We start from the raw sequence: 25,327 nt of genomic DNA, 5'->3' as shown, positions 1-25,327 counted from the left end.
ACACCTAACTCATTGATATCACATAAAGCTAAGAAAAGCTCGGCCCCCTATGCAGGATTCGCGTGCTTGCGCGTTTTGCCGGCACCAATAATACTGTATAGGCATCCATGCCAGAGAGGGCTACCATGGATACGCACAGCAAGCCGCCGAAGCTGATGAGTCGCGTGAAGGCCACCCTGCGGGTGAAACGTTACAGCCTGCGAACCGAGAAGACCTACTGCTACTGGATTCGCTTCTTCATTCGTTTCCATGGGATACGGCACCCATCAGGTATGGGAGCCTCCGAGGTTCACGCCTTCCTGGAGCACCTGGCCGTGGAGAGGCATGTGGCTGCGGCCACACAGAACCAGGCATTGAATGCCCTCGTCTTCCTGTATCGCCATGTGCTCGAACAGCCCTTGGGAGAGATCGGGGAGTTCTCACGCGCCAAGCGCCCTCGCCGGCTGCCGGTAGTGTTGTCGCACGACGAAGTGATGCGTGTACTGAGCCATCTTGTAGGCCCGATGCATCTGATGGCCGCGCTGATGTATGGGGCAGGCCTGCGCGTGACGGAGGCCTGTCGGTTGCGCGTGCGAGATATCGACTTCAATCGACAAGTGCTGACGGTGAGATCCGGCAAGGGCGACAAGGATCGCACCACGCTGCTGCCCCCCGGTTGCATCGTGCCAATACAACAGCGAATAACAGAGGCCCAGAACTTGCTGAACCGTCGCCTCGAAAATGGTCGGGTTCCTGTCACCCTGCCCCATGCCCTGGATCGTAAGTATCCCAATGCCGGCCTGTCGCTGGCGTGGCAATGGCTATTTCCCTCCAGCAAACCCTGCTTCGACCCTTTCGGGAAAGTGGTACTGCACCATATCCATACCTCCTCGGTGCAGAAATCGGTCAGACAGGCAATGCGTGCCGCGAATCTCCCGCGGCCGGGTTCGTGCCATACCCTGCGACACAGCTTCGCTACCCAGTTGCTGAGCCGAGGCACGGACATACGCACGGTTCAGGAGCTACTGGGCCACAAAAGCGTCGAAACCACCCAGATCTACACTCATGTGCTGGGAAGCGGCTTCGCGGGTGTCAGGAGCCCTCTGGACTAGCCGTGCCGTCGTGAATGCTCGGCCACGCTACCGCCTGCCGACCTGCATGATGCGACGACACTCCAGCCGTCTCTGCGGTAGCCCCTGAGTCCCTTTTGTGGCCGTCTTCTGCAGCCTTATTAGCCGATCCTATTCGAAGGGGATATCGGCTGCAAAAGGCGCGTCTTGAACTATGCCGAATGGCGCAGAAATGGGCGGGTTTGCAGCGGTTCGAGGCACAGGTAGGCTGGAAGCCACATCGCATGGTGGGAGCCACGGCATGTCAGGACCGAACGATCATCTGGAATACGGCCACGACAGGCCCGCGCGCGACGAGGCGCCAGGCCGGCGGATGCGCCTGGTCTACGACGGCGACTGCCCGATCTGTCGGCGCTATGTGCTCTGGTACCGCATCCGCCGCGATGTCGGCGAGCTGGAGCTGATCGACGGGCGCGAGGAAAGCGAGGCCCGCCGCGAGCTCAGCGCCCAGGGCATCGACCTGGACCAGGGCTTCGCCCTGCAGATCGGCGAGCGCTGGTACCACGGCAGCGAGGCCCTGCATCGCCTTACCCTGCTCGGCACCCGCAGCGGCGTGTTCAACCGGCTGATGTATCGCCTGTTTGCCAGCCCCGGGCGAGCCGCCCGCCTCTACCCCTGGCTCAAGGCCTGTCGCAACGCCCTGCTGCGGCTGTGCCGCATCCCTCCCATCGACAATCTGCGCCGCTAGGCGACGGCGGGTCGTGATGTCCCGCTACCGGATTTCTCTCACCTCGGCGGTGGCGATCACATCTGCGATGCGTGCGGCCTCGGCCTGATGCTCTCCCCGATAGCCCTCGAGGGACGCCAGAAGCCGGGCTTTCAGATCGGCCAGATACTCGGCGTAGGCCGCGCGGCCGCTGTAATTCGTGAACAGGCTGTCGGGTACACTCGCCAGCCATGCGTCCAGCGCAGAGCGATGCGCGGCGAACCAGGCCAGCATGGAATCCGTTCGATACACCAGGGCCTCGGCGATGTAGGGGGATACCTCGCTACCCAGCACGCCATCCCGCACCGCCCAGGTGTTGCCGAGCAGGTTGATGACCGGCACGACGGAGGTCTCGTTGTGCTGCAGAAGATCGACGATCTCCGCCTCATGCCGATGGAGCCACTCGCCGTTGACCTCGGCCAGCTCGTCCGCCACGGCAGCGGTGCCGCACAGCATCAATGCCGGGATGAGACCTCGTTTCAAGATCCCCCCGATGGAATACCCCCAGATATCATTTCGGCTCCCTGGAAGCTTCGAGCTCCTGATCCATCCACCAAAAAGCCGCGCATCATGATGCACGGCTTTCGTGGGTGCGCGGCACGCCATCTAGCTTAAGCGTTCTCCACCTTCGCGGCTTCCGGGCGGGCCAGCAGCACCTCGCGGAAAGAGAGGTAATAGGCCCCGTTAAAGATCAGGAAGAACCCCGAGATCACTACCACCATGACGACGACAATCAGGGCCATCGAGGTGGTGAGGGCAGCGCCGGCCATGGAAACCAGCAGCAATAGAGCATAGAGCGTTGCGGCGTTAACGCCGAAGACCAGCAGCAGGAGAAGGTTCTTGAAGGTGGCCAGGAAGCTGTTCTTCAATGCGGAAAAAACGCTTTCGCCGGACACGATGATCTGCGGCACCGCGTAGAAGAGCAATGCCGTCACCATGAGGGCCCCGGCCAGGAAGAAGATGACCACCAGCGACGAACCGCCCATCATCTCCGCCATCATGCGGGTATAGGAGTAGCCATAAGGGCTGCCATACGAGTTCATGGCACCCATCATCGAGCTCCCCCCGAAGAGCTTCATCAGCAGGAACATCACCAGCGCGAAGACCGCGAAGATCGCCAGCGCACTGACGAACAGCAGGAACATGCCCAGGAGGTTGCTTCCCTTGAAGCCACGAAACACGTCACTTACCCGGGGACGATTCTCGGCCGCCCCGTGTAAGACGGCCATCATGCCCGATTGCAACAAAGCGGCAAGGAAAGTCACCGCCACCAGGACAACCATCGTTCCGATGCCGATATGGTACGGCTGAAGCGATCCGACAACGACCTGGAGCAGCGTGGAGACCACGACCACGATCAGGTAAGCGGGAATGATCGTCTTCCAGTGCGCACGAACCAGCCGAAACGCGTCCACGATCCAGCTCAGCGGCGGGCCTGACTTGATCTTGCGCACGCTGATCGCCGTCGACTCATGTGAAAAGGCATCGTATTGCTCGTTCATCCTTGAACTTCCTTTAACTCGATTCGAATAGATACCGCTTTGTCTTGGCTAAGCGGCCGGCCAAACTAACAGAAACTTCATCATTCTTAATGCGCTATCGCTGACAAGCCTGTAGGAAATCGACCACATGCAGGAAGCCCGAGGTCTCCAGCCGGTGGCGCGAGGTACCGATGCGTGCGGCGCACGAATGGCCGGTCGCACTGGTTCATGAAAATGCCGCCGGCCAGTCGGCCCGCGGCATGTTCTGCGGCTGATCAGGGCGACTCCTCCGGTTTAGAGGCCGTCCAGGTTGATCTCCACGCTATCCCCCAGCCAATAGGCATAGGTCGTATGGTCCTCGTAATCGTCTCCCGTCAGCGCGTGAACGAGCACGCTCAGGTTGCCGCGGTGTTCATCCAGCCAGGGAATGAACGCGTCGAAGGACTTATGGCTGAACGTGATCTGACAGCTCCACCTGGTGTGCGGCCCGACCAGTTTCTGGTGCACGCGCCCGACCTTCAGGCCGAATGTCTCCCCCGCTTCCGCGCAAAGGCGGGATGCGAAGTCCACCGTCTCTTCATCGAAGTAGACGTGAGCATGGTAGCCCTTGTGAATATTCACCGGGCGCTTCGGTTCGTTCATCTCAGCCTCGTTTATCGGCAATTTTTCTTTACATCTTAACGCTACCACTGATCCATGACGGCATGAAGCGGTGAGCCGCAGCCGACGTTGCCCCTCGTATGAACGGTAGGCGATGTTCCGTCATGCTGCCGGCCTGGAGACGCCAGCCAAGGCGGAGGGGCCGCGTGAGCAGGGCCTGATGGGAGCTCCCCCGGCCGGGGATGCCGCTGACGGCGACCGGGGGAAGATCGAGGACGGGAAATGGATCAGAAGTCGTAGCGCACGCGGGCCAGGGTGGCGTCGGCCTGGTCATCCGAGGTATCGGCGAAGGTGTGTTCCAGATCGACCTGGAAGCCGTGCGGCAGCCGGGTCGAAACGCCCACGTACTGGTGATCGTAGTGATCGTCGCTGCCGTTGCGCATCTCCAGGCGGTCGCCGGCGACGTAGGGAGTCACTTCCTTCACCACGGCAGTGTCCAGCAGGATCGCGTACTTGGCGACATACTCCACACCGGCGGCATCGCCGCGGAAGAACCGGTCGGTATCGCCGGTCATGTACGGCACGAAGTTGCGATAGTAGCCGCCGCCCACCGAGAGATACCACTGATTCGGCGTCCAGGTGACCGCGGCGCCGCTGTTTTCCTGACGATAGTGTTCGCTGCCCTGGCCATGCACCGTGGCGCCGGTGTTGCTGTAGGCCGCGCTGAGCACCAGGTCCGGTGTCAGCCGATAGTCGAGGCCCAGGGCGCCGCCGCCGTTGCGACGGTAGTCGATGCCGTTGCCGACGTGCAGGTCCTCGTCCTGGAACAGCGCGCCGACGTAGAGCGAGGCGGGGCCGACATCGTAGCGATACTTGGCGCTGCGACGCGCGCGATAGGAGCCATCGTAGTCGCCGTCCAGACCGACGCCCGGCGCCTGGGCCTGCATGTCGTTATCCCAGACGTCGGTCTTGGCGCCGACCACGTCGTAGTAGACGCTGTTCTGCTTACCCAGGGTCAGGGTGCCGTAACGCTGGCTCTCGACGCCGAAGTAGGCCTGACGCCGGGAAGTGCGGCGGCCGTCCCGGTCGTACTGGCCGTGCAGGCGCAGCACGTGCATCAGGTCGAAGCCCGGCTCGAAGTAGCCCAGCAGCGTCAGGTCGTCGTTGACGGCGTAGTCGGCCGAGAAACGCAGGCGACTGCCGCCGTCGTAGACGTTGTGCTTGTAGCTGCCGTCATCCTGGCTGCCCATCTCATTGAAGTACTGGGCGCGAATGCTGCCACCGATCTGAACCTCCAGCGGGTCCCAGAAGCCCGCGCCGTCGGGATTGGCCTCGACCAGCGTGACCTCGGCCTGGGCCAGCGAGGCGTGGCCGGCCATGACTCCAGCGAGCATGAGACCCGTGACGGCATGTTTACGCTTGAACGACATCATTCTGATCCTGTTGGTAACTGCGAGCCTGGGCTCGACATTGACGATTGAGAAAGCAAAACGCGGCGGATTCGGGATCGGTCACCACCACTGAGCGAAATTGGCATGAACGAATACGCCAGAACAGATAATAAACCAGCAAATCTTTGTCATCCATAATGTAAGCAAGTTAATTTGTTTTGCGACATCGAATCACGCCAGTAGCATCGAGCACGACGTTGCGCCCCGCCAAAGTGGCCAGGGCAGGAAAAAGAAGCAAAATGAAGGAAAATGCCGCGAAAACGGCAGAAAAAAGAGAGCTGGAGGAGAGATGGAGGAAAGGCGCTAGATGTCAGGACAACGACACAGGCAGTCCGGGCCCCGCTGACGCGGGGCCGATGGCGCTCGATGGGCCGCTAGCCAAGGCCGGCCAGAAGGGTGCGGATCACCGCGTTCACCCGGGCCGGCGGCTCCAGCGCCGAGGGATGGCCGGCAGCGGGGATCATGACGAGATCTCTCGGCCGAGGACACGGCCGCCCTGCTCGCGACCGCCCAGCCGGGTCAGGCCGTTCGGCGCGGCGATGCGGAAGAAGCGCTCCACCACCTCGCTCGGGGCCGGCCGGGTAAGCAGCGACACCGCGACGAACGTCGGCAGATTGAGCATCAGCCCCCAGAAGCCGGCGTGGATGCCCAGCGGATGCTTCCACACGGTGGTGAAGGCCACGGTCACCAGGAAGCCGCTGACGATGCCCGCCATCACGCCCCACTTCGAGGCGCGCGGCCACAGGAACATGCCGATGAAGGCCGGCAGCACCTGGGTGGCGAAGCCCAGCCCCACCAGCAGGATCATCACCAGGCTGCCGGGTTCAGCGATCGCCAGCGGTGCGATCACCAGGGCCATCAGCGGCACGATCATCCAGCGCGCCAGCTTGCCGGTGAACGCATCGGAGAGCCCCAGCAGTGGCTGGAGCACGTCCTTGCTCCAGGAGAGCGCCACCGAGTGGATGAAGGGCTCGCTGGAGGACATCGACGCGGCCAGGGTGCCGGCACCGAGCAGCCCCACCAGCCATACCGGCAGGAACTGCATGGCATATTCGAGGACCACGGTGTCGCTACGCGCCAGGTCGGGCAGCGCGAAGATGCCGATGAAGCCCACCACCACCATCGGCAGGATCACCACGTAGTAGGTCGGCAGCCAGGTGGCACTGCGGCGGATGGTGCGTGCGGACGACGCGCTCATCCACTGGGTCCACACCGGCGGCATGAAGGAAAGCATCGAGACGATGATCGAGGTGGTCCAGAAGCTGAAGCTCATGTCGCCACCGCCGCCGGGCAGGGTCAGGAAGTCGCCGTGCTCGGCCTGGAGCCGGCCGAACAGCGCACCGACATCGAGCCCGCCGGTGGCACCGTGCAGCGCCCACAGCCCCACCGCCCAGGCCACCACCAGCATCAGCACGCCCTGGAAGGCGTTGGTACGGCCGATGGCACGCTGGCCACTGACGAACAGGTAGACGGCGATGCAGGCCAGCACCAGCGGCACCGCCAGCCATATCGGGATCGCCCCGCCGCTCATCACGTTGAGGATGTAGGCGGAACCGATGGTCTGCAGCACCGCGTAGGCCACCGAGCCGATCGACATCACCAGCGCCGCCAGCGCCCCCAGCAGCGGGCTCTGGTAGCGGTCGGCGATGGCGCTGGCCTGGGTGACATGGCCGAACTGCCGGCCGAAGCGCCACACCTTGGGCCCGAAGTACCAGGCCACCAGCGCCAGGTAGGCCAGATAGACGGCGACGTAGAACACCGGCACGCCCTTGGAATAGGCCCAGCCCGGCGCGCCCATGAAGGTGTAGGCGCTCACGCTGCCGGCGGCGATCAGCAGGTACAGCGTCACCGGGCCCATGCTGCGTCCTGCCACGCCCCACTCCTCGAGGCTGTTCATGCGTCGCCCGGCCCGGGCGCGCAGGCCAATGACCATGGCGATGGCCACGTAGGCCAGGGTGATGAGAAGCGGCCAGGGACTAGTCATGCTCCCCCTCCTTGCGTTCGAGCACGCGGTTGGCGATCAGCATCACGGCGAAGCAGGCAAAGATCACCACATAGCTCCAGACCACCAGCAGCGGCAGGCCGAGGACCAGCACGGCACGATTCACCCAGCCGATCACCGGCCAGATGCCCGCGGCGACCAGGGCGACGAAAGCGATGAGCAGCCCCCAGCCGGCGCGACTGGTGGGCAGGACGACAAGACGAGATGACATGACAAGAACTCTCCCACGATGACGATGTGAGGCAATGCCTGAACGATGGACGCGGACCTTACTGCGCCACGGGGGGAGAAGGCCAGCTCGGCGCAAGCGCCAGACGGGTCTCCAGCACCTTGGCCAGCTTCAGCACGAAGTGGTCGGCCAGCCGCGGGCCGATCAGCTGCACGCCTAACGGCATGCCATCGCGGGAAAAACCGGCGTTGAGCGACAGCGCCGGCTGCTCGCCCCCAGGCCGGCCACTGCCCTCTTCAGCCTGCGACACGAATCAGTCCTGATCCCCCAGTCCCTGAAGCGCCGAGGCCAGCAGCCCCAGGCAGGCGTCGGTGGCGAAACTGCGCTGACGATGCCGATGCAGGCAAAGGTCGAGACGGGTGCGCGACAGTTCGCCCGGCGCCAGTGGCACGCTCGCCAGCCGGCCGTCGCGGCATTCCCGCGCCACCGCCATGGGCGGAAGAATCAGCAGCGCGGCACCGGCCAGCGCCAGAGCCTTCTGGGTCTCCAGAGAGGCGGTATGGAAGGTGGGCATCAGCGTGACCCCCTGGTCACGAGCGGCCTCGTCCAGGGCCTGACGCACGCCGTAGTGTTCGTCGGGCAACGCCAGCGGGTGCTCGGCAATCTCGGCCAGGCGCAGCTCCCCCCTGCCGGCAAGCGGATGGCTCGGTGCCATCACCACATGGTGCTCCAGACTGCTGCTGGCAAACGGCTGGATATCGTCATGATGCGGCAGGAAGAAGGCCAGCCCGATATCGGCATCACCGCTGCGCAGCGCTTCGACGATCTCGCCGGCGCTGGCGATCTGTATATCGAAGCGCAAGCGCGGGTAGTGCTGCCCCAGGTCGGCCAGCGTCGGCGCCAGCAGACCCGCCACCACGCCCTCGGCCACCCGCAGACTGACACGTCCGGTGCGCAGCCCCTTGAGATCGCCGATTTGTTCCTGGACCCGCTCCAGGTCTCGCAGAGTGCGTCTGGCCTGCACCGCCAGCAGTTCCCCGGCCGAGGTCAGGCGGATACCACCGGGGCCACGCTCGAGCAGCGGCGCTCCGAGCTGGCGCTCCGAGCTGGTGCTCGAGCAGATCGATCTGACGGCTGATGGCGGTAGGCGCGATATGCAGCCGTGCCGAAGCCTCGCGCAGCGAGCGACAGCGGGCGACCGTGTCGAAGTAGTGAAGCGCTCTCCACTGCATGGCTCAGACCGGCCGCGCGGCAGCAGACGGCGCGGGGCCTCGCGGAGAGAGATCCCGCCGCATGATGGTCACGGTCTCGCCGTGGTACTCGCGATCCTCCACGTCTTCCCAGCCCAGGCGGCGATAGAGGGGCTGCTGGTCCGGCGTGTAGAGATAGAAGCGCTCGACGCCGTGCGCCTGCGCCTCGGCTTCCACGCGGCGCACCAGAGCGGAGGCGATGCCCTGCCCCCGCCACGCCGGCAGCACATAGACCGACGCCAGCCAGGGGGTCAGGTCGTGGCGGTCGTCCATGTCGTCGACGACCAGGCTGGCCATGCCCACCGGGCGCTCCCCGTCCATGGCGGCAAATACCGAGGGCACGCCTTCCGAGCCGCAGTCGGCGCGGAAGGTGGCGATGGCGGCGGCACGGCTGCGACCGGGGTGCAGGTGCCCCCACTCGTCGTGGGCCCAGCCGGCCAGGGTCGGCACATGAGGCGAATGAACGGTGATGCGAGCGAGTGACAAGCCTGAATCCATGGCGGGGGGCCTCCTTGGGGCGAGCGACGGGAAGAAACGACGAAACCGCTCAGTATCCCGATTCTCATGTCGCCTCGCCAGGCGCATCGCCCAAAGGCAGGCGACTCGGCTAGACTCGACGTCTGGCCAACAGGGAAGCGGTCCATGTCCACTACGCTCGAACAACGCGCCCTCAAGCGCTCCATCATGATGACCCTGCTCGTATCGAGCCTGGGCATCGCCTTCGGCCTCATGGCCGGCTCACGCTCGATTCTCTTCGACGGCGTCTTCTCGACCATCGACGCGGCCATGTCGGCCCTGGCGCTGGTGGTGACGCGGCTGATCGCCCGCGAGGTGAGCCAGCGCTTCCAGCACGGTTACTGGCACCTGGAACCGCTGGCCGCGGCGCTCAACGGCGCCATCCTGTTGCTGCTGTGCTTCTATGCGTTTCTGAATGCCGTGCAGGGATTGATGTCGGGCGGCCACGAACTGGCCTTCGGCGTGGCCATCATCTATGCCGTGATCGTCGCCTCGGCGTGCTTCACCATGTTCGCCTACCAGCGCCGGCTCAACCGTGACGCCGACTCGGAGTTCGTGCGCATCGACATGCAGGGCTGGCTGTTGGCTGCCCTGATCACCGGCGCACTGCTGGTGGCCTTCGCCATCGCCCTGATTCTCCAACAGACCCGCTACGCCGCCTTCACGCCCTACGTGGACTCACTGCTGCTGGCGATCCTGACCCTCGCCTTCCTGCCGGTGCCGCTCGGCATCGTGCGCCGCGCCATGAAGGAGGTGTTCCTGATCGCGCCGAGCGCGGTCGACCGCGAGGTGCACGCCGCCATGGCGCCGGTGATGGAACAGGACGGCCTGCTGGAGTACAGCAGCCACGTGGCCAAGGCCGGCCGCGGTCACTTCATCGAGATCCATATCGTCACCCGGACCGACTTTGCCGCCGGACGCGGCGTGGCCGAGCTCGACGAGATCCGCGCGGCCATCGCCGCGGGCCTGTGCATTCCCGCCGAGCATCGCTGGTTCACGGTGTCCTTCACCGCCGATCCGGCCTGGACCTGACGCCACCTCTCAGCCGCCGTCTGCGGCCCGTTCCAGGTCGGCGATGACGAGCTTTTCCATCTGCATCATCGCCTCCATGGCCCGCCGGGCCCGTTCGGGGTCGGGATCGTGCAGCAGCTCGTGCATTCTGCGGGGCACCACCTGCCAGCGAAGCCCCCAGCGATCCTGAAGCCAGCCGCACTGGATCGCCAGGCCACCCTCGCTCAGGGCCTCCCAGTAGTAGTCCACCTCGGCCTGGTCGGCGCAGTCGACATGCAGCGACACCGCCTCGTTGAACGGTACGTCGGGCCCGCCGTTCAGCCCCAGGTAGCGCGAGCCGTCGAGGGTGAATGCCACCAGCAGCGCCGCGCCCGCCGGCACGCTCGGCGTATCGGCCGGCGCCTCGAGCACCCGCTCGATGCGGGAATCCGGAAACACCGAGACGTAGAAGCGCGCCGCCTCGATCGCCTGTCCGTCGAACCACAGGCAAGGAGTGATACGGCTCATGGGGCTACTCCTCGATCACCATCGCGAACCCGCCATGAATCAGCCGCTTGCCGTCGAAGGGCATGGGATTGACCTCAGGCGACAGGCGCGGGTCCTCCATGATCCGCGCCATGGCCTGGTCGCGCACCTCCCGCGACGGCCAGACCAGCCAGGAAAAGACCACGCTCTCGTCGGGCTGGCACTTTACCGCCATGGGGAAGGACGTCACCTCGCCTTCCGGTACGTCATCGCCCCAGCACTCCACCACCTTGAGTGCCCCATGCTCCTTGAACACCGCCGCCGCCTTGCGCGCATGCTCGATGAAAGCCTGCCGGTTGGCGGTGGGCACGGCGGCCACGATGCCATCCACGTAGCTCATGGTGTCTCTCCTGTCTCGTCTTTCGGGGGCAAGTCGCGCACCGGGCGCACCTCGATGGTGCCCAGGCGCGCCGGAGGAATGCGCCCGGCCAGGCACAGCGCTTCGTTGAGGTCACGGGCCTCGAGCAGATAGAAGCCGGCCAGCTGCTCCTTGGTCTCGGCGAAGGGGCCGTCGGAGACCAGGACCTCGCCGTCGCGCACTCTCACGCTGGTGGCGCTGCCTGTCGGCTGCAGCGCCTGGCCGGCCACGAAGTGGCCCTGCTCGCTCAGTCGCTCGACACCCTCGATGCATTCCTGGTTGAGGTCGTGCCACTCGCGCTCGGACATGGCCTCGATCAACCGCTCCTGGTAGTACACCAGCGCCACGTATTTCATGATCCTCTCCTCCCGTCAGGGGCATTGATCGCTCGGGGTGGCGACCATCCACTGCACGCCGAAACGGTCGCTGACCATGCCGAAGCCCCTGGCCCAGAAGGTGGCCTCGAACGGCATCAGCACCTGACCGCCCTCTGCCAGGCGCTGGAACACCTGAGCCGCCTGGTCAACGTCGTCGTAGTCGATAAACAGCTGGGCGCCCTGGGGCGGCCGGTCGCCATCGCCCTGCATATCAGCCCCCATCAGGCGATGACCGCGGACATTGAGCGAGGCATGGGCGATACGGTCGTGCCACTCGGGCGGCACGTCCTTGGCCGCTGGCGTCTCGCCGTAGGTCAGGGCCGCTTCCAGATGACCGCCGGTGACCTCGGCGTAGAAGGCCATGGCCTCGCGGCAGCTGCCCGGAAAGCTCAGGTGGACCTGGAGCCCCCGAGGCATGCGCGCCTGGGCAGCATGCCGCTGCAGCCCTGCTCCCGGCGCGAAGTCCTCGAAGGTGAAGTAGCGGCGCAGTTCCAGCGTGACGTCGCTGTCCTCCCGCGGCCAGTCCCTGGCCCACTCGACGGCCTCTTCCAGGGAGTCCACCTCAAGCACGGTATAGCCTGCCAGCAGGTCGTCGGTGGCAGAAAAGGGGCCTTCGGTGACTCGCGGCTCGCCGTCGCGAAACGCGATGCGACAGCCCTCCCGACTGGGTCGCAGGCCGTCTCCGGTGACGAAGACGCCGGCCCGGATCATGCGCTCGTTGTAGTCTCCCATGGCCTGCAGCAGTTCCTGGCTGGGCAGCACGCCTTCCTCGGTGGCGGCATCGGCCTTGCGCATCAGCATGTATCGCATGACATCACTCTTCTGGGGGATGGTAGTCATGAGTCGTGCGGCGCCGCCGAGAATCGACAGACCGGCGAAATTTTTTTCCGTCGCGTCACCCGCCGGCGCCGACGAGCGCCTCCAGTCGACGCGCCAGCAAGCGCCGCTCGGGCTCCTGCACGGCAAGCGCCAGGGCTTGCCGATAGGCCTGCCGGGCCGCCTCGAGATGGCCGGCGCGCCGATGCAAGTCCGCGCGGGCAGCGTGGAAAAGATGGTAGTGATCGAGACGATGACGCTGGGACAGGCGATCGAGCAGGACCAGTCCGACGTCGGGGGAATCGCGCATGGCCACGGCCACCGCCCGATTCAGCTCGATCACCGGCGAAGGCTGAATCCGCAGCAGGGCCTCGTAGAGACGCACGATTCGCCCCCAGTCGGTGGTCTCGACGCGAGGCGCTTCGGCATGCACGGCGGCGATGGAGGCCTGCAGGGTATAGGCACCGACAGGCGACAGCGCCAGGGCGCGCTCCAGCCAGGCATGCCCGATCTCGATCTCCCCAACATCCCAGCGGCGGCGATCCTGCGCCTCCAGCGGCACCAGCTCACCGTGGTCATCCTGGCGCGCCTCGCGTCGGGCATGATGGAGGTGCATCAGCGCCAGCAGCGCGAACACCTCGCCTCGGGGCAGCAAGCCGGCCAGGGACTCGCCGAGCCGGATCGCCTCATCGGCCAGCCGCACGTCGACGACTCGCTCACCGCGGCTGGACGAATAGCCCTCGTTGAAGATCAGGTAGATCACACCCAGCACGCCGGGAAGCCGCACCGGCAGATCGGCGGCCTCGGGCACGTCAAAGGGAATGCCGGCGGTGCGCAGCCGGCGCTTGGCGCGGACGATGCGCTGGGCCAGCGCGGCCGGCCGCTGCAGCAGCGCGCTGGCGACCTGCTCGGTGGTCAGCCCGGCCATCTCGCGCAGGGTCAGCGCCAGGCGATCCGGCATGGACAGGACGGGGTGGCAGCAGATGAACAACAGCCGCAGCAGATCGTCCTGGATATCGCGGTTCCCCTCGGCCTCACCTTGGTCGAGCACCAGCAAGTGAGCATGCTGGCGAGCCGTCTGCCGGCGCCGGATCTGGTCGATGCCGCGCCGTTGACCGACCCGAATCAGCCAGGCCACCGGCGCGTCGGGCATGCCCTCCTCCGGCCAGCGGGACACCGCCGCGGTGAAGGCGTCGTGCAGCGCCTCCTCGGCGGCATCGAAATCGCCGAGGTGACGAATCAGCGTCGCCAGCACGCTCGGGGCGTGCTGGCGATAGAGTGAGGCGATGGAGACATGGTCCGGCATGGCTGGTCGGCTCCGGGCGCCGCGGAGTAGTGACGCGCTCGACGTCAGCCACCAGCATAGCCGCCATCATGCCGAGAGGCGCGGGCAGCCCCGCCCTCAGCCAAGAATGAACACCACGCAGCCGGCGGTCAGCGCGCCCATGGTGCCGTTGAACGCTCGCCAGGCGCGCGGTCCCTTGAGCCAGCGGCCGATGGCCATGCCGAAGCCGGCCCACAGCGAGATGCAGGGGAAGGCGATCAGTTCGGAGACCCCGGCCAGCAGCAGTGCGTTGATCACGGTATTGCCGCCCTCGGGCAGGAAGCTCGCCATCAGCGTCAGGCCCATTACCCAGGCCTTGGGATTGGCGAACTGGAAGGCGGCCGCCTGCCAGAAGCTCAGCGGGCGGCCCTCGGTGTCGCCGAAGCTGGGCGGCGGCGCGGTGGCAATGCCCCAGGCCAGGTACAGCAGGTAGAGGCTGCCAACCACGCGTAGCGCCGTCTGCACCATCGGGAAGCGCTCGAAGACCAGTCCCAGGCCCAGCGCCACCGCCGTGAACAGTACGAAGCAGCCGCCCATGATGCCCAGCAGGTGCGGCAGGGTGCGCCGGTAGCCGTAGTTGGCCCCGGAGGCGGTCAGCATCATGTTGTTGGGCCCCGGCGTGATCGTCATGGAAATCATGAACAGGGCGGCGGGCCCCAGGGCGGCCAGAGTGTCCATCGAAATTGTACCCCTACATTTTTGAGTTAATTGGTTCCTTTCTGCCGGCTTTTCTGAGCATAATGGGCACAATTACGCCGTCAAAGGTTTTATTGTCACCATGACAATCTGGACACCCGCGCTGCCCGACGGCGGCCCGCGCTATCGCCGCATCGCCGAGGCCATGGCCGCGGCGATCGGCAACGGCGAGCTCGCCCCGGGCGAGAAGCTTCCGCCACAGCGTCAGCTGGCCGATCGCCTCGGCGTGACCGTCGGCACCATCACCCGCGCCTATGCCGAGGCCCAACGCCAGGGCTGGGTGGAATCCCGGGTCGGCAGCGGCACCTACGTGCGCCGCGCCGCCGAGGAGGATCACCTGCCCTTCTTCCGCGCCGGCCAGCCGGCGGGCGACGGCGTGATCGACATCAGCATGAGTCTGCCGCCTCCACACCCGCTGCGCGCCCGCGGCCTGCAACGCGCCCTCGAGGGCATTACCGCGTCCCCCGAGGCCCTGCAGGCCGCCACCGAATATCAGCCCGAGGCCGGCAGCCAGGCCCAGCGGGCGCGCATCGCCGCCTGGCAGGGTCGTCTCGGTCTGCCCGACGACCCGGAGCGCCTGCTGATCACCCAGGGCGGCCAGCACGGCATCCACCTGCTGGTGCATCACCTCGCCCAGCCCGGCGACCTGGTGGCCGCCGACGCCCTCACCTACCCGGGCTTCGTGTGTGCCGCCCAGCAGGCTCACCTGCGCCCGATGGCGGTGCCGATGGACGCCGACGGCATGGACATGGACGCCCTGGCCCGGCTGTGCGCCCGCCAGCCGCCGCGCCTGATCTACTCCACGCCGGATCTCAACAATCCGACCGGCGCGCGGCTCGGCGAGGCCCGACGCGAACGCCTGGTCGCCCTGGCCCGGGAGCACGACATCTGGATCATCGAGGACGCCGTGCAGTACCTCCCCGAAGAGCAGCGCGGCACGCCGCTGATCGCCCTGGCGCCGGAGCGCACGCTGCACGTCTTCAGCACCTCCAAGGTGATGGCCGGCGGCCTGCGCATCGGCAGCCTCACGGTGCCCGAACGGCTGCAGGAGCGGCTGTGCTCGGCGCTGCGCTCCCAGAGCTGGATGGTACCGCCGCTGATGGTGGAGGCGGCCTGCCGCTGGATGGAGGATCCTGACAGTCGCGAGCTGCTGCGCTGGCAGGTCGAGGAACTTGCCGCGCGCCGCACGCTGGCCCTTGAACGCCTGGCCGACTACGGGCCGCAGAGCCGCGAGGGCTCGTCGCTGATCTGGCTGCCGCTGCCGGCGGGCCGCCGCAGCAGCGAGGTGCAGGCGTTGCTCGCCCGCCGCGGGGTCAAGGTGTCCACCCCCGAGCCGTTCTGCATGGGCAGCGAGCCGGCACCTCAGGCCATCCGCCTGTGCCTGGGGCCGGCCGAGACCCGCGAGACGCTCAAACACGCGCTGACCATCGTCGACGAGCTGTTGAGCGAGCCACCCACCTCGCCCTGGCAGACGCTCTAGGTGCTTCACGAAAACGGTCTGCGCTCGCCCATACGGCGTTAAAAATCGGCTCAAAGCCCTCATTTACACCGCGTAAACTCCGTCTTTTCACCGATTTTCGCCTTGCAACCCACGGGGAGGTGGGAAGTGCGTTGGCCCGCCGGGAGCGGGCCTAGCCCTGGCCATCGCTCGCCGACTTTTCGCACCAAACCTGGCCGAACGCGATCGTTGGCCGGAACGCACCATCCGGGTGAGCAGCCGCGGCAACGAGCACTCATTGGGTGCATCGGCATCGTGATAGACCACAGGATGCCGCCCACCGGTGCCTTGAATTTCCTGTGAGCACGAAAAACGCGCCTTTCTGGAACATGTCTTGCATCTCTCCAGCGCATTCCGTTCCCTTCATGCATCAAGAGAGATCATCCCGTGGATATCACCAGTGCTGTCGAGTCGCTGACCCAGAGCGCCAACACGTTATTCCTGCTGATAGGCGCCATCATGGTGCTGGCCATGCACGCCGGCTTCGCCTTTCTCGAGGTCGGCACGGTGCGTCACAAGAACCAGGTCAACGCCTTGGTCAAGATCATGACCGACTTCGGCGTGTCGGCCCTGGTCTACTTCTTCGTGGGCTACCAGATCGCCTATGGCGCCCACTTCTTCCAGGGTGCCGAGGCACTGACCGCCGGCAACGGCTACGATCTGGTCAAGTTCTTCTTCCTGATGACCTTCGCCGCGGCGATTCCGGCCATCGTCTCCGGCGGCATCGCCGAACGCGCCCGCTTCTACCCGATGCTGTTCGCCGCCGCGGTGATCGTCGGCGTGGTCTACCCCTTCTTCGAGGGCATCGTCTGGAACGGCAACGTCGGGCTGCAGGCCTGGCTGGCCGCGACCTTCGGCGCCGGCTTCCATGACTTCGCGGGCTCCGTCGTGGTGCATGCCTTCGGCGGCTGGGTGGCGCTGGTGGCGCTGCTGCTGCTGGGCGCCCGTCGCGGCCGCTACCGCGGCGGCAAGGTGGTGGCCTTCGCCCCCTCCAATATTCCCTTCCTGTCGCTGGGCGCCTGGATCCTGACCATCGGCTGGTTCGGCTTCAACGTGATGTCGGCCCAGACACTGGACGGCATCAGCGGCCTGGTGGCGGTCAACAGTCTGATGGCCATGGTCGGCGGCATCCTGGTGGCCATGGTGCTGGGCAGGAAGGACCCGGGCTTCATTCACAACGGTCCGCTGGCCGGCCTGGTAGCGGTATGCGCCGGTTCCGACCTGATGCACCCGATCGGTGCACTGATCACCGGCGGCGTCTCCGGCGCGCTGTTCGTGGTGCTCTTCGAGTGGGCGCAGAACCGCGTCGAGCGGCTCGACGACGTGCTGGGCGTGTGGCCGCTGCACGGGGTGTGCGGCGTGTGGGGCGGCATCGCCGCCGGTATCTTCGGACAATCGTGGCTGGGCGGCCTGGGCGGCGTCAGCCTGATGGCTCAGCTGATCGGCTCACTGGCCGGCGTGGCCGTCGCCGTGATCGGCGCCCTGGTGGTCTATGGCGCGATCGCCAAGGTGGCCGGCCTGCGCCTGAGCGAGGAAGAGGAATTCGACGGTGCCGACCTCAGCATTCACCGCATCGGCGCCACCTCGATGGACTGAGCCGGGCCCGACGCCTGTCCGATCACGACGCGGGGCCCATCGGGCCCCGCGTTCTTTTCAAGCCGTTCGGCCCGTCCTATTCCTCGAGCGTCTCGCCGGAACCGCCGAGCTCGGCCGGCACGTCCTTCATCTTGGGCAGCCCGTCGGGGATGCGCAGCACCGATTCCTGGTAGTGCACGTGCAGCTGAGGCGTGAAGTCCAGATCGGGCAGCAGCGCCGCATAGACGTCGACCAGCCCCATGCCGGGATGCTCGGTCAGCACGTGCCCGCCGCAGTGGCGGCACCAGCGGCGTCGGCTGGCGCGGGTCTTCTCGAAGCTCTCCAGGGCGTCTTCCCCCCGGGTGATGCGCACCGCCTCCGGCTTCCATAGCGTGAAGGCGTTGACCGGGCCCGCCGACCAGTGCCGGCAGGACTCGCAGTGGCAATAGCCCATGGCCTCCGGCTTGCCCTCGACCTCGACCTGGACGACGCCGCAGAAGCAGCCGCCCGTGTGATGTTCGCTCATTGCATGGCCCTCCGATGACGTCTCGCCTGGCTTCTTCAGTGTAGTGCCCCGTCGGCCGGCCCCTCCCCCAATGCCATGCCCAAACGCGCGGCGAGTGGACCATCCACGCCCCAGCGCCTACACCTTCAACATGACCCGAGCGGATACAGGGAAAGTCGAGGGCCGCGGCGCGCGGGGCGTGCTGCGCTTTCTGGGGCTGGTGGCGCTGGGCGGCGTGACCGGCGGCCTGGCGGCGCTGCTCGCCGTGGGCTTCGTCGGCGCCGTGGTATGGCTCAATGACCTGCTGCTGGTGTCGCCACGCGGGCGCATGATGTTCGCCCACCCCGAGTGGCTGGCCGTGGCCACGGTGCTGGTGCCGACGCTGGGCGGGCTGATCGTCGGCCAGCTGCATCGCGCCATTCCCGAGGGCCGCCCCCATACGCCCGCCGACGCCATCGCCGCCGTGCAGACCCGCCGCGGCCGCCTGCCGCCACGCGCCGGGGCACTGTCCGCGCTGTCGGGGTTGGTGTCGCTGGGCGCCGGCGCGTCGGTGGGCCAGTACGGGCCGCTGGTCCACATGGGCGCCAGCCTCGGCTCGGCGGGCGCCCGCCTGCTGCGGCTGGGCCGCTCCGAGGACAACATCACCATCGCCTGCGGCGTGGCCGCGGCCATCGCCACCGCCTTCAACGCCCCGCTCGCCGGCATCGTCTTCGCCCACGAGGTGGTACTGCGCCACTACGCCCTGCGCGCCTTCGCCCCGGTGGCGGCCGCCGCCCTGGTCGGCCACGTGATCGCCGCCGAGGTGCTCGACCGTGGCGCCCTCTTCCACGTGGTCGAGCTCGCCATTCCCCGCCCCTGGGAGTTCGGCGTGTTTCTCGTCATCGGCGGGCTGGGGGCACTGGTGGCCGGCGGCTACATGCACGCCATCCTCGGCATCGGCCGGCTGGCCCGGCGCCTGCCGCTGGCCGCCCCGCTGCGCCCGGCGCTGGCCGGCGCCGGGCTCGGCGTGACCGCGCTGTGGGTGCCCGATATCCTCGGCATGGGCCAGGAGACGCTGCGCTTCGCCACCATCGCCGGCGCCTTCGGGAGCGTGGAGCTCGCGGTGGTGATGGGGCTCAAGCTGGCCGCCACGGCGCTGTGCCTGGGGATGGGCTTCGGCGGCGGCGTGTTCAGCCCGGCGCTGGTAATCGGCACCCTGTTCGGGGCGCTGTGCGGCACCCTGATAGGCCTGGCCGGAGCCGCCCAGGACACCTTCGTCTTCTATGCCATCTGCGGCATGGTGGCGGTCACCGCCCCGGTGATTGGCGCGCCGCTGACCAGCCTGCTGATCGTCTTCGAGCTCACCGGCAGCTACGCGCTGACCACCGCGGCGCTGGCCAGCGTGACCCTGGCCAGCCCCATCGCCGCCCAGCTGTTCGGCCGCTCGCTGTTCGACATCCAGCTGACGGCCCGGGGGCTGGACCTGTCCTCCGGCCGCGGCCGGGCGGTGCTGGAGGACGCCCGACTGGGCGACCTGCTCAGCCAGGAGGGCGTGACGCTGCGTCCCGAGACCACGGTCACGGCGGCCATTCACGCCCTGGGTCAGGCGGGCCACGGCGAGGCCTATCGGGTCGACGCCGACGGCCGCTACCGCGGCAGCCTGACGCTGGCCGACCTGGAGGTGATGCGCGAGCAGGACCGGGGCGACGCCCCCATCGCCGACTGCCCGGCCACGCCGCGTCCGGTGCTGGGGCCCGAGGCCTCGATCTGGGCCGCCATGCGTCAGCTGCAGGAGATGACCGGCGAGGCCATCGCCGTGGTCGACGAGGACGACGTCTTCCACGGCGTGGTCTATGAGTCGAGCATCGCCCGGGCCTTCCTGCGCTACAGCGACGAGCTACGAAAGGAGGAGCACGGTGCGGGCTAGACGAATACTGGCCGTGATGGCGCTGCTGTCCGGCCTCGCCGCAGGCGGCATGGCGCCGGGTCAGACAGGCCAGACGAGCCCTGCGACCGGCACCGGGCCGCTGACGGTGCTGAGCTGGGGCGGCGCCTACGAGCGGGCCCAGCGACGCGCGCTGTTCGCCCCCTTCACCGAGGCCACCGGCATCCCGGTCGCGGTGGAACGCTACGACGGCGGGCTGGCGGCGCTGCGCCGCGCGGTGGCCGAGCAGAACGTGCCCTGGGACGTCATCGACATGACCCGCAGCGAGGCCATGGCGGCCTGCGAGGCGGGGCTGCTCGAACCCCTGCCGGCCGATCTCGCCGCCCCGGCGCCGGACGGCACGCCCGTCGAGCGCGACTTCATCGACGGCGCCTTCGGCGACTGCAGCCTGACCCACTCGGTGTTCGCCACCGTGGTCGCCTACCGCACCGACGCCTTCCCCGGCCGGCGCCCCACCGAGATCGCCGACCTGTTCGACCAGCATCGTTTCCCCGGCCCTCGGGCGCTGCAGCGCACGCCCTCGGTCAATCTCGAATGGGCCCTGCTGTCCTACGGCGTGCCCCGCGAGGAGCTGTACCGGCTGCTCAGCACCCGCCGCGGCCTGTCGCTGGCCTTCGCCCGGCTGGCGGGGCTCGAGGAACTGCGCTGGTGGGAGACCGGCAGCACGCCGGTCGAGCTGCTGCTCGACGGCGAAGTGGCCATGGCCTCGGGCTACAACGGGCGCTTCTTCGATGCCATGGCCCATCGCGACGCGCCGATCGCCATCCTCTGGGACGGCCAGGTCCAGGAGCACGAGGTGTGGGCGATCCCGCGCCACGCCCCTCACCCCGAGGCGGCACGGCGCTTCATCCGCTTCGCCACCGCCAGCGAGCGCCAGGCGGCACTGACGCGCTACATTCCCTACGGCCCGTCACGCCACAGCGCCATACAGGGGGTCACCACCCATGCCGACAGCGGCATCGACATGCGTTTGCACCTGCCCACCCATCCGCTCAACGCCGGCGGCGCGGTGATCAAGGACGAAGCCTGGTACGCCAGAAGCCGGACGCGCATCGGCGAGCTCTTCCGCGCGGCGCTGACGGCCGAGCCGCCGACGGACGACTAGCGCACTCCGCGGGCACGAACGCCGCATCGGTCACGAAGGCTGCAGCGCCGCCCTGGAAGGAAGATGGCGTCGTGCACCTCCGCGCTCTAGACTGGCCGGGTCGGTGTTCCTCAGGGAACCTAAGAGGGAATCCGTCGCGATACCCGCGCGAAACGGAACTGCCCCCGCAACTGTAGGCGGTTAGCGAGGCTCGATGACGCCACTGAACGCAGCGTTCGGGAAGGTGAGCTAGCGATGACCCGTCAGTCAGGAGACCTGCCGACCCCTATCGACTAACCGAGCGGGTCGGCTTGGGCGGTACCCGCACCAGGGGGATGGTCCGCCTGGTGGACGCCCCGGTCGTCCGCTCATCATGCACGGGAATGTACATGATGTTGAGAATGACCACGGCAATCGCCGCGAGCCTTTGCCTGGGGCAGACGGCCCTGGCCGCCACCGACTATCCCCTCACGCTATCGAGCTGCGGCCACGAAATCACCGTCGAACGGCCGCCCGAACGGGTCGTCAGCGTCGGCCAGGCCACCACCGAGATCCTCTACCTGCTGGGCCTTTCCGAGAAGGTCGTTGGCACGGCACTATGGGTCAACCCCGTACTCGACCGCTTCACCGAGGTCGATGCCGACGTGACGCGGCTGTCGAACAATGCGCCGAGCTATGAAAGCGTGGTCGGCCAGCACCCGGACCTGGTGGTGACGGCCTACCAGTGGATGATCGGCCCCCAGGGCGCCGTCGGCACCCCCGAGATGTTCGATGACATCGCCATTCCCAGCTGGGTCATGCCGACCGACTGTGTCGGCAAGCACAATCGGAACAGCCTCGACGGCACCCGCACGACCCCGTTCGACCCCGAGCTAATCTATGACGGCATCGCGACGCTGGCCAGGATCTTCGACGTCTCGGCGCGCGGCGACGAGGTGATCGCCGATCTTCGCGCACGCGAGGAGGCCGCCAAGGAGCGGGCTCGGGCAATGGCGCTGCCGAAGGATATCCGCGGCGTGTTCTGGTACTCCTCCGCCGACCTGGCCATCGCCCCCTACGTCGCCGGGGCCAACGGCGTGCCGGGCTGGATGATGGCCACGCTCGGCATCACCAACGTCATCGCCTCCGAGGAGGAATGGCCCACCGTCGGCTGGGAGACCATCGCCCGCGGCCATCCCTCCTTCATCGCCGCGGCGCGGATGGATAGACGTCGCCTTCCAGCCGACGATATCACCGTCAAGCGTGAGTTCCTCGACACGGACCCGGTCACCCGTGAAATGCCGGCCGTGCGCAACGACCGCATCGTCGAGATCGATGCCCATGCCATGGATCCCTCGATCCGGGCGATCTTCGCCCTGGAGCGACTGACCGACCGACTGGCCGACTTCGAGCTCTCGCCGTGAACCGCCGCCCGCGCCACCGATCCACCACGATATCGAGCGATACCATGCTGAAACGCCTGATCCTGCTGCTGAGCCTGCTGCCCCTCTCCGCGATAGCCGAGACGCACACCGTGAAGATGCTGAACCGCAACGCCACCGGGCCGATGCCCTTCGAGCCCGGCTACCTGCACGTGCAACCCGGCGACACTGTGACGTTCGTCGACGCCGCCCCGGGGCACAACGCGGCGACCATCGACGGCATGGTGCCCGAAGGCGGCCAGGCCTTCATCGGCAATATCGACGAAGCCATCGAGGTCACACTGGAGGCCGAAGGCATCTGGGGGATCAAGTGCTCGCCGCACTACACCATGGGCATGGTCATGTTGATCCAGGTCGGCGACCGGCCGGCGACCGAGGCCGACCTGCCCGAGGCACTCCCGGCCACCGCGCGACAGCGCTTCCTCGACATCCTCTCACGACGCGTTACGGACATCTGACCGCCAGGTGCCGGGCCTTCCCCGCGACGGCGTATGCGCGCCGTCGCGGCTTTACTCTCCTCTCTTCCCCTTCCCTCTATTTCCCTCTCCTCCCTCCCCGTCATGCCCAGGATCGACGGGGCAAACCTCTGGCCGCGCTAAAGCCCGGCGGGCCGAGGCCGATAATGCCTGGTCATAACACGTCCAATAACCGCCCCTCTTCCTATCAATGATTATCGCAGGATAAGAAAGCTCCATGACGAGTTTGACCACAAGCGCTCGCCTCGACGCGAGCCAGGCCCCCGCCGTATCGCAGGGCGCCCGCACCTCCCAGGCACACCGGCCATGGCCCCTCAAGCGCAAGCTGTGGCTGACGCTGGGACTGATGTGGCTGGTGATGATCGGCATCGTGATCAGCATGGCCTGGCAGAGCCGGACCACGATGTTCGAGGAACGCCAGCATTCCCTTTCCAACACCATCGGCATGGTGGATACCCTGCTCGAAGGCTACGCGACACGGGTCGAGACCGGCGAGCTGAGCGAGGATGAGGCGAAGACACGGGCCTACGCAGCGCTGGATGCGATCCGCTTCGGCGACGCCCGGGACAACTACGTCTTCGTCTTCGACGCGGATTCGCGCCTGATCTATCACCCTCGCCGTGATCCGGGTACGAACATGTCGTCCTACGAGGACCCCAACGGGGTCGGGGTGTACCGCGAGCTGGCGGCTCTCGCCCGCGACGGCGGCGGCTACCTGCCCTACGCCTCACGCGACGCCAGCAGCGATACGCTGTTTCCCAAGCTGAGCTACGTCGAGCGCTTCGCGCCCTGGGGCTGGAACATCGCCGCCGGCGTCTACACCCACGACATCCAGGCGGCCTTCCTCGGCAAGCTGGGCCAGTATGCCCTGGTGCTGCTGATTGCCGGCGGCTTCCTGACCGCCGCCTTCCTGGTGCTCATCCGCAGCGTGTATCGCACCCTGGGCGGCGAGCCGAGCGAGGCCGAGCGCGTCGTGGAGCGCATCGCCGAGGGCGACCTGACGCACGCCACTCCCCTGCGCGATGACGACCGCCACAGTCTGATGTATGCCATCGAGCGCATGCGACTCGAGCTCGCCGCCACGATCACCCGCATCCGCCAGGCCGGGGAAGCCATCGACCAGGGCGCCAGCGAGATCGCCAGCGGCAACAACGACCTGTCATCGCGCACCGAGCAGCAGGCCGCCTCGCTGGCGGAAACCGCCTCCAGCATGGAGGAGCTGACCGCCACCGTGCGCCAGAACGCCGACAACGCCACCCAGGCCAATACCCTCTCGGACGAGACCACCAGCTCGGTGGAAAAGGGTCAGGACGTGATCGGCCGCGTGGTCACCACCATGGGCGAGATCCGCGACAGCTCGCGCAAGGTGGCCGACATCATCTCGATGATCGACGACATCGCCTTCCAGACCAACCTGCTGGCCCTCAACGCCTCCGTGGAGGCCGCCCGTGCCGGCGAACAGGGCCGCGGTTTCGCGGTGGTGGCCAGCGAGGTGCGCAATCTCGCCAGCCGCAGCGCCGAGGCGGCCAGCGAGATCAAGACGCTGATCGAAGGCTCGGTGGGCCACGTCAACGACGGCGCCGAACTGGTCGACCAGGCCGACCGCGCGATGGGCGAGATCCGCACCAGCGCACAGCGCGTCAACGACCTGATGGCCGAGATCTCCGCCGCCTCTCAGGAACAGTCGGCGGGCATCGAGCAGGTCAACCAGGCGGTGACCCAGATGGATCAGGTCACTCAGCAGAACGCCGCCCTGGTGCAGCAGGCGGCAGGGGCCGCCGGCTCCCTCGAGGGGCAGGCCAACGGGCTCTACCAGGCCGTGGTCGGCTTCCGCGTTCCCGAGAACGCCTGACGGCCACGCCGGTCACCGCCGCCAGCCTCACGGCGGTGACCGGCGCTCTCCCCGGGTATCATGGCGGAGGCGTCTCGCCTATGCTGACCGCCCTTTCGCCATCCAAGGGGAGACCGCCATGATCTGGGACCAGCACGAGATCCGCCTTGCCCCTCGCGCCCGAGGCTTTCACCTGATCACCGACGAGATCGCCCGTCAGCTGCCGGCGCTGGCCGAGCTCGACGTCGGTCTGCTGCATCTGCAGCTGCTGCACACCTCGGCCTCGCTGACCCTCAACGAGAACGCCGATCCGGACGTGCGCCACGACCTGGACGCCTTCCTGCGCGACCTGGTACCGGACGATCTGCCCTATTTCAGGCATACCATCGAGGGGCCGGACGACATGCCCGCCCACGTCGCCGCCAGCCTGCTCGGCACCCAGCTGACCCTGGCGGTACGCGACGGTCGACTGGCGCTGGGGACCTGGCAGGGGCTCTATCTCGGCGAACACCGCGACCACGGTGGAAGCCGGCGCATCATCGCCACCCTCAACGGCCGCACCCGTTAGCCGCCCTCCGTGGGATGATCCAGACGCGACGGACTATGCTTGAAGTCAGGAAGA

General features: G+C 67.0%; 27 protein-coding genes, 1 pseudogene and 1 riboswitch. Of the genes and pseudogenes, 11 read left to right on the top strand and 17 right to left on the bottom strand.

Translation table 11 applies throughout. From position 1 onward, the window contains the following. Nucleotides 1-125 precede the first annotated feature (125 nt). Both UN84_RS06735 and UN84_RS06730 read left to right on the top strand, forming a co-directional pair. Nucleotides 126-1,091 (top strand): integron integrase, encoded by a 966-nt coding sequence (locus tag UN84_RS06735; RefSeq protein ID WP_046079585.1) that lies wholly within the window; start codon nt 126-128, stop codon nt 1,089-1,091. Between the two features lie 259 nt (nt 1,092-1,350). After that, the gene (locus tag UN84_RS06730) at nt 1,351-1,797 is read left to right on the top strand and encodes a DCC1-like thiol-disulfide oxidoreductase family protein (RefSeq protein WP_052719369.1); all 447 of its coding nucleotides are present in this window, start codon (nt 1,351-1,353) and stop codon (nt 1,795-1,797) included. 24 nt (nt 1,798-1,821) lie between these two features. Here UN84_RS06730 and UN84_RS06725 read toward each other — a convergent pair whose 3' ends face one another. From UN84_RS06725 to UN84_RS06685, 10 genes and pseudogenes are all read right to left on the bottom strand, one after another. Further along, entirely contained in the window at nt 1,822-2,298 is a 477-nt protein-coding gene (locus UN84_RS06725; RefSeq protein WP_152662864.1) for a hypothetical protein, read from the bottom strand. A 128-nt stretch (nt 2,299-2,426) separates the two neighbouring features. Further along, nucleotides 2,427-3,317, bottom strand: coding sequence for a hypothetical protein (locus UN84_RS06720; RefSeq protein ID WP_046079587.1), 891 nt, complete (start codon nt 3,315-3,317; stop codon nt 2,427-2,429). A 273-nt stretch (nt 3,318-3,590) separates the two neighbouring features. Further along, nucleotides 3,591-3,938 (bottom strand): DOPA 4,5-dioxygenase family protein, encoded by a 348-nt coding sequence (locus tag UN84_RS06715; protein WP_035595651.1) that lies wholly within the window; start codon nt 3,936-3,938, stop codon nt 3,591-3,593. Nucleotides 3,939-4,183: 245 nt separating this feature from the next. Further along, on the bottom strand, nt 4,184-5,290 hold the full coding sequence (locus UN84_RS06710) for a porin (RefSeq protein ID WP_152662865.1): 1,107 nt from the start codon (nt 5,288-5,290) through the stop codon (nt 4,184-4,186). Nucleotides 5,291-5,807: 517 nt separating this feature from the next. After that, a complete protein-coding gene (locus UN84_RS06705; RefSeq protein WP_046079589.1) occupies nt 5,808-7,331 on the bottom strand; it encodes a sodium:solute symporter family protein in 1,524 nt (507 codons plus the stop codon). Further along, nucleotides 7,324-7,560, bottom strand: a complete 237-nt coding sequence (locus tag UN84_RS06700) for a hypothetical protein (RefSeq protein ID WP_035595660.1) — start codon at nt 7,558-7,560, stop codon at nt 7,324-7,326. The genes UN84_RS06705 and UN84_RS06700 overlap by 8 nt, the downstream gene beginning before the upstream one ends. A 58-nt stretch (nt 7,561-7,618) precedes the next feature. After that, on the bottom strand, nt 7,619-7,828 hold the full coding sequence (locus UN84_RS06695; RefSeq protein ID WP_046079590.1) for an amidase family protein: 210 nt from the start codon (nt 7,826-7,828) through the stop codon (nt 7,619-7,621). A gap of 3 nt (nt 7,829-7,831) precedes the next feature. Continuing rightward, a complete protein-coding gene (locus UN84_RS06690) occupies nt 7,832-8,542 on the bottom strand; it encodes a LysR substrate-binding domain-containing protein (protein ID WP_237022374.1) in 711 nt (236 codons plus the stop codon). Between the two features lie 130 nt (nt 8,543-8,672). Beyond that, nucleotides 8,673-8,750, bottom strand: a pseudogene (locus tag UN84_RS17385) (hypothetical protein); the annotation flags it as partial. Nucleotides 8,751-8,753: 3 nt separating this feature from the next. After that, nucleotides 8,754-9,266 (bottom strand): GNAT family N-acetyltransferase, encoded by a 513-nt coding sequence (locus UN84_RS06685; RefSeq protein WP_046079591.1) that lies wholly within the window; start codon nt 9,264-9,266, stop codon nt 8,754-8,756. 144 nt (nt 9,267-9,410) lie between these two features. Here UN84_RS06685 and UN84_RS06680 point away from each other — a divergent pair, with 144 nt between their 5' ends. After that, a complete protein-coding gene (locus UN84_RS06680; protein WP_046079592.1) occupies nt 9,411-10,316 on the top strand; it encodes a cation diffusion facilitator family transporter in 906 nt (301 codons plus the stop codon). A gap of 9 nt (nt 10,317-10,325) precedes the next feature. On the opposite strand, the gene UN84_RS06675 is transcribed toward UN84_RS06680, so the two are convergent. From UN84_RS06675 to UN84_RS06650, 6 genes are all read right to left on the bottom strand, one after another. Then, on the bottom strand, nt 10,326-10,802 hold the full coding sequence (locus tag UN84_RS06675) for a VOC family protein (protein ID WP_046079593.1): 477 nt from the start codon (nt 10,800-10,802) through the stop codon (nt 10,326-10,328). Between the two features lie 4 nt (nt 10,803-10,806). Then, the gene (locus UN84_RS06670) at nt 10,807-11,160 is read right to left on the bottom strand and encodes a DUF1428 domain-containing protein (RefSeq protein WP_046079594.1); all 354 of its coding nucleotides are present in this window, start codon (nt 11,158-11,160) and stop codon (nt 10,807-10,809) included. Beyond that, nucleotides 11,157-11,534, bottom strand: coding sequence for a YciI family protein (locus UN84_RS06665; RefSeq protein WP_046079595.1), 378 nt, complete (start codon nt 11,532-11,534; stop codon nt 11,157-11,159). Before UN84_RS06665 ends, UN84_RS06670 begins: the two co-directional genes overlap by 4 nt. Before the next feature lie 15 nt (nt 11,535-11,549). After that, nucleotides 11,550-12,365 carry a YciI family protein gene (locus UN84_RS06660; RefSeq protein ID WP_046079596.1) on the bottom strand — a complete coding sequence of 272 codons (816 nt, stop codon included), beginning with the start codon at nt 12,363-12,365 and terminating at the stop codon, nt 11,550-11,552. Between the two features lie 85 nt (nt 12,366-12,450). After that, on the bottom strand, nt 12,451-13,677 hold the full coding sequence (locus UN84_RS06655) for an RNA polymerase sigma factor (RefSeq protein ID WP_046079597.1): 1,227 nt from the start codon (nt 13,675-13,677) through the stop codon (nt 12,451-12,453). A 96-nt stretch (nt 13,678-13,773) separates the two neighbouring features. Continuing rightward, nucleotides 13,774-14,373, bottom strand: a complete 600-nt coding sequence (locus UN84_RS06650) for a LysE family translocator (RefSeq protein ID WP_173834974.1) — start codon at nt 14,371-14,373, stop codon at nt 13,774-13,776. Between the two features lie 100 nt (nt 14,374-14,473). Here UN84_RS06650 and UN84_RS06645 point away from each other — a divergent pair, with 100 nt between their 5' ends. After that, nucleotides 14,474-15,871, top strand: coding sequence for an aminotransferase-like domain-containing protein (locus UN84_RS06645; RefSeq protein WP_046079598.1), 1,398 nt, complete (start codon nt 14,474-14,476; stop codon nt 15,869-15,871). Nucleotides 15,872-16,276: 405 nt separating this feature from the next. Further along, nucleotides 16,277-17,485 carry an ammonium transporter gene (locus UN84_RS06640; RefSeq protein WP_046079599.1) on the top strand — a complete coding sequence of 403 codons (1,209 nt, stop codon included), beginning with the start codon at nt 16,277-16,279 and terminating at the stop codon, nt 17,483-17,485. Nucleotides 17,486-17,561: 76 nt separating this feature from the next. Here UN84_RS06640 and UN84_RS06635 read toward each other — a convergent pair whose 3' ends face one another. Continuing rightward, nucleotides 17,562-17,990, bottom strand: coding sequence for a GFA family protein (locus UN84_RS06635; protein ID WP_046079600.1), 429 nt, complete (start codon nt 17,988-17,990; stop codon nt 17,562-17,564). 94 nt (nt 17,991-18,084) lie between these two features. Here UN84_RS06635 and UN84_RS06630 point away from each other — a divergent pair, with 94 nt between their 5' ends. From UN84_RS06630 to UN84_RS06605, 6 genes are all read left to right on the top strand, one after another. Beyond that, nucleotides 18,085-19,875: a chloride channel protein gene (locus UN84_RS06630; RefSeq protein WP_237022373.1), complete on the top strand. Its 1,791-nt coding sequence runs from the start codon at nt 18,085-18,087 to the stop codon at nt 19,873-19,875. Beyond that, nucleotides 19,865-20,998 (top strand): ABC transporter substrate-binding protein, encoded by a 1,134-nt coding sequence (locus UN84_RS06625; protein WP_237022372.1) that lies wholly within the window; start codon nt 19,865-19,867, stop codon nt 20,996-20,998. Before UN84_RS06630 ends, UN84_RS06625 begins: the two co-directional genes overlap by 11 nt. A gap of 84 nt (nt 20,999-21,082) precedes the next feature. Further along, nucleotides 21,083-21,275, top strand: a riboswitch (cobalamin riboswitch). A 103-nt stretch (nt 21,276-21,378) separates the two neighbouring features. Beyond that, nucleotides 21,379-22,380: an ABC transporter substrate-binding protein gene (locus UN84_RS06620; RefSeq protein ID WP_237022371.1), complete on the top strand. Its 1,002-nt coding sequence runs from the start codon at nt 21,379-21,381 to the stop codon at nt 22,378-22,380. Nucleotides 22,381-22,424: 44 nt separating this feature from the next. Then, nucleotides 22,425-22,856: a pseudoazurin gene (locus UN84_RS06615; RefSeq protein ID WP_046079604.1), complete on the top strand. Its 432-nt coding sequence runs from the start codon at nt 22,425-22,427 to the stop codon at nt 22,854-22,856. A 235-nt stretch (nt 22,857-23,091) separates the two neighbouring features. Then, nucleotides 23,092-24,726: a methyl-accepting chemotaxis protein gene (locus UN84_RS06610; protein WP_082090916.1), complete on the top strand. Its 1,635-nt coding sequence runs from the start codon at nt 23,092-23,094 to the stop codon at nt 24,724-24,726. A 121-nt stretch (nt 24,727-24,847) separates the two neighbouring features. Beyond that, nucleotides 24,848-25,273 carry a secondary thiamine-phosphate synthase enzyme YjbQ gene (locus UN84_RS06605; protein WP_046080443.1) on the top strand — a complete coding sequence of 142 codons (426 nt, stop codon included), beginning with the start codon at nt 24,848-24,850 and terminating at the stop codon, nt 25,271-25,273. Nucleotides 25,274-25,327 lie beyond the last annotated feature (54 nt).

The sequence above is a fragment of the Halomonas sp. HG01 genome, from assembly GCF_000968715.2.
Lineage (GTDB): Bacteria > Pseudomonadota > Gammaproteobacteria > Pseudomonadales > Halomonadaceae > Halomonas > Halomonas halophila.
This window is presented reverse-complemented; position numbering and strand designations above follow the sequence as displayed.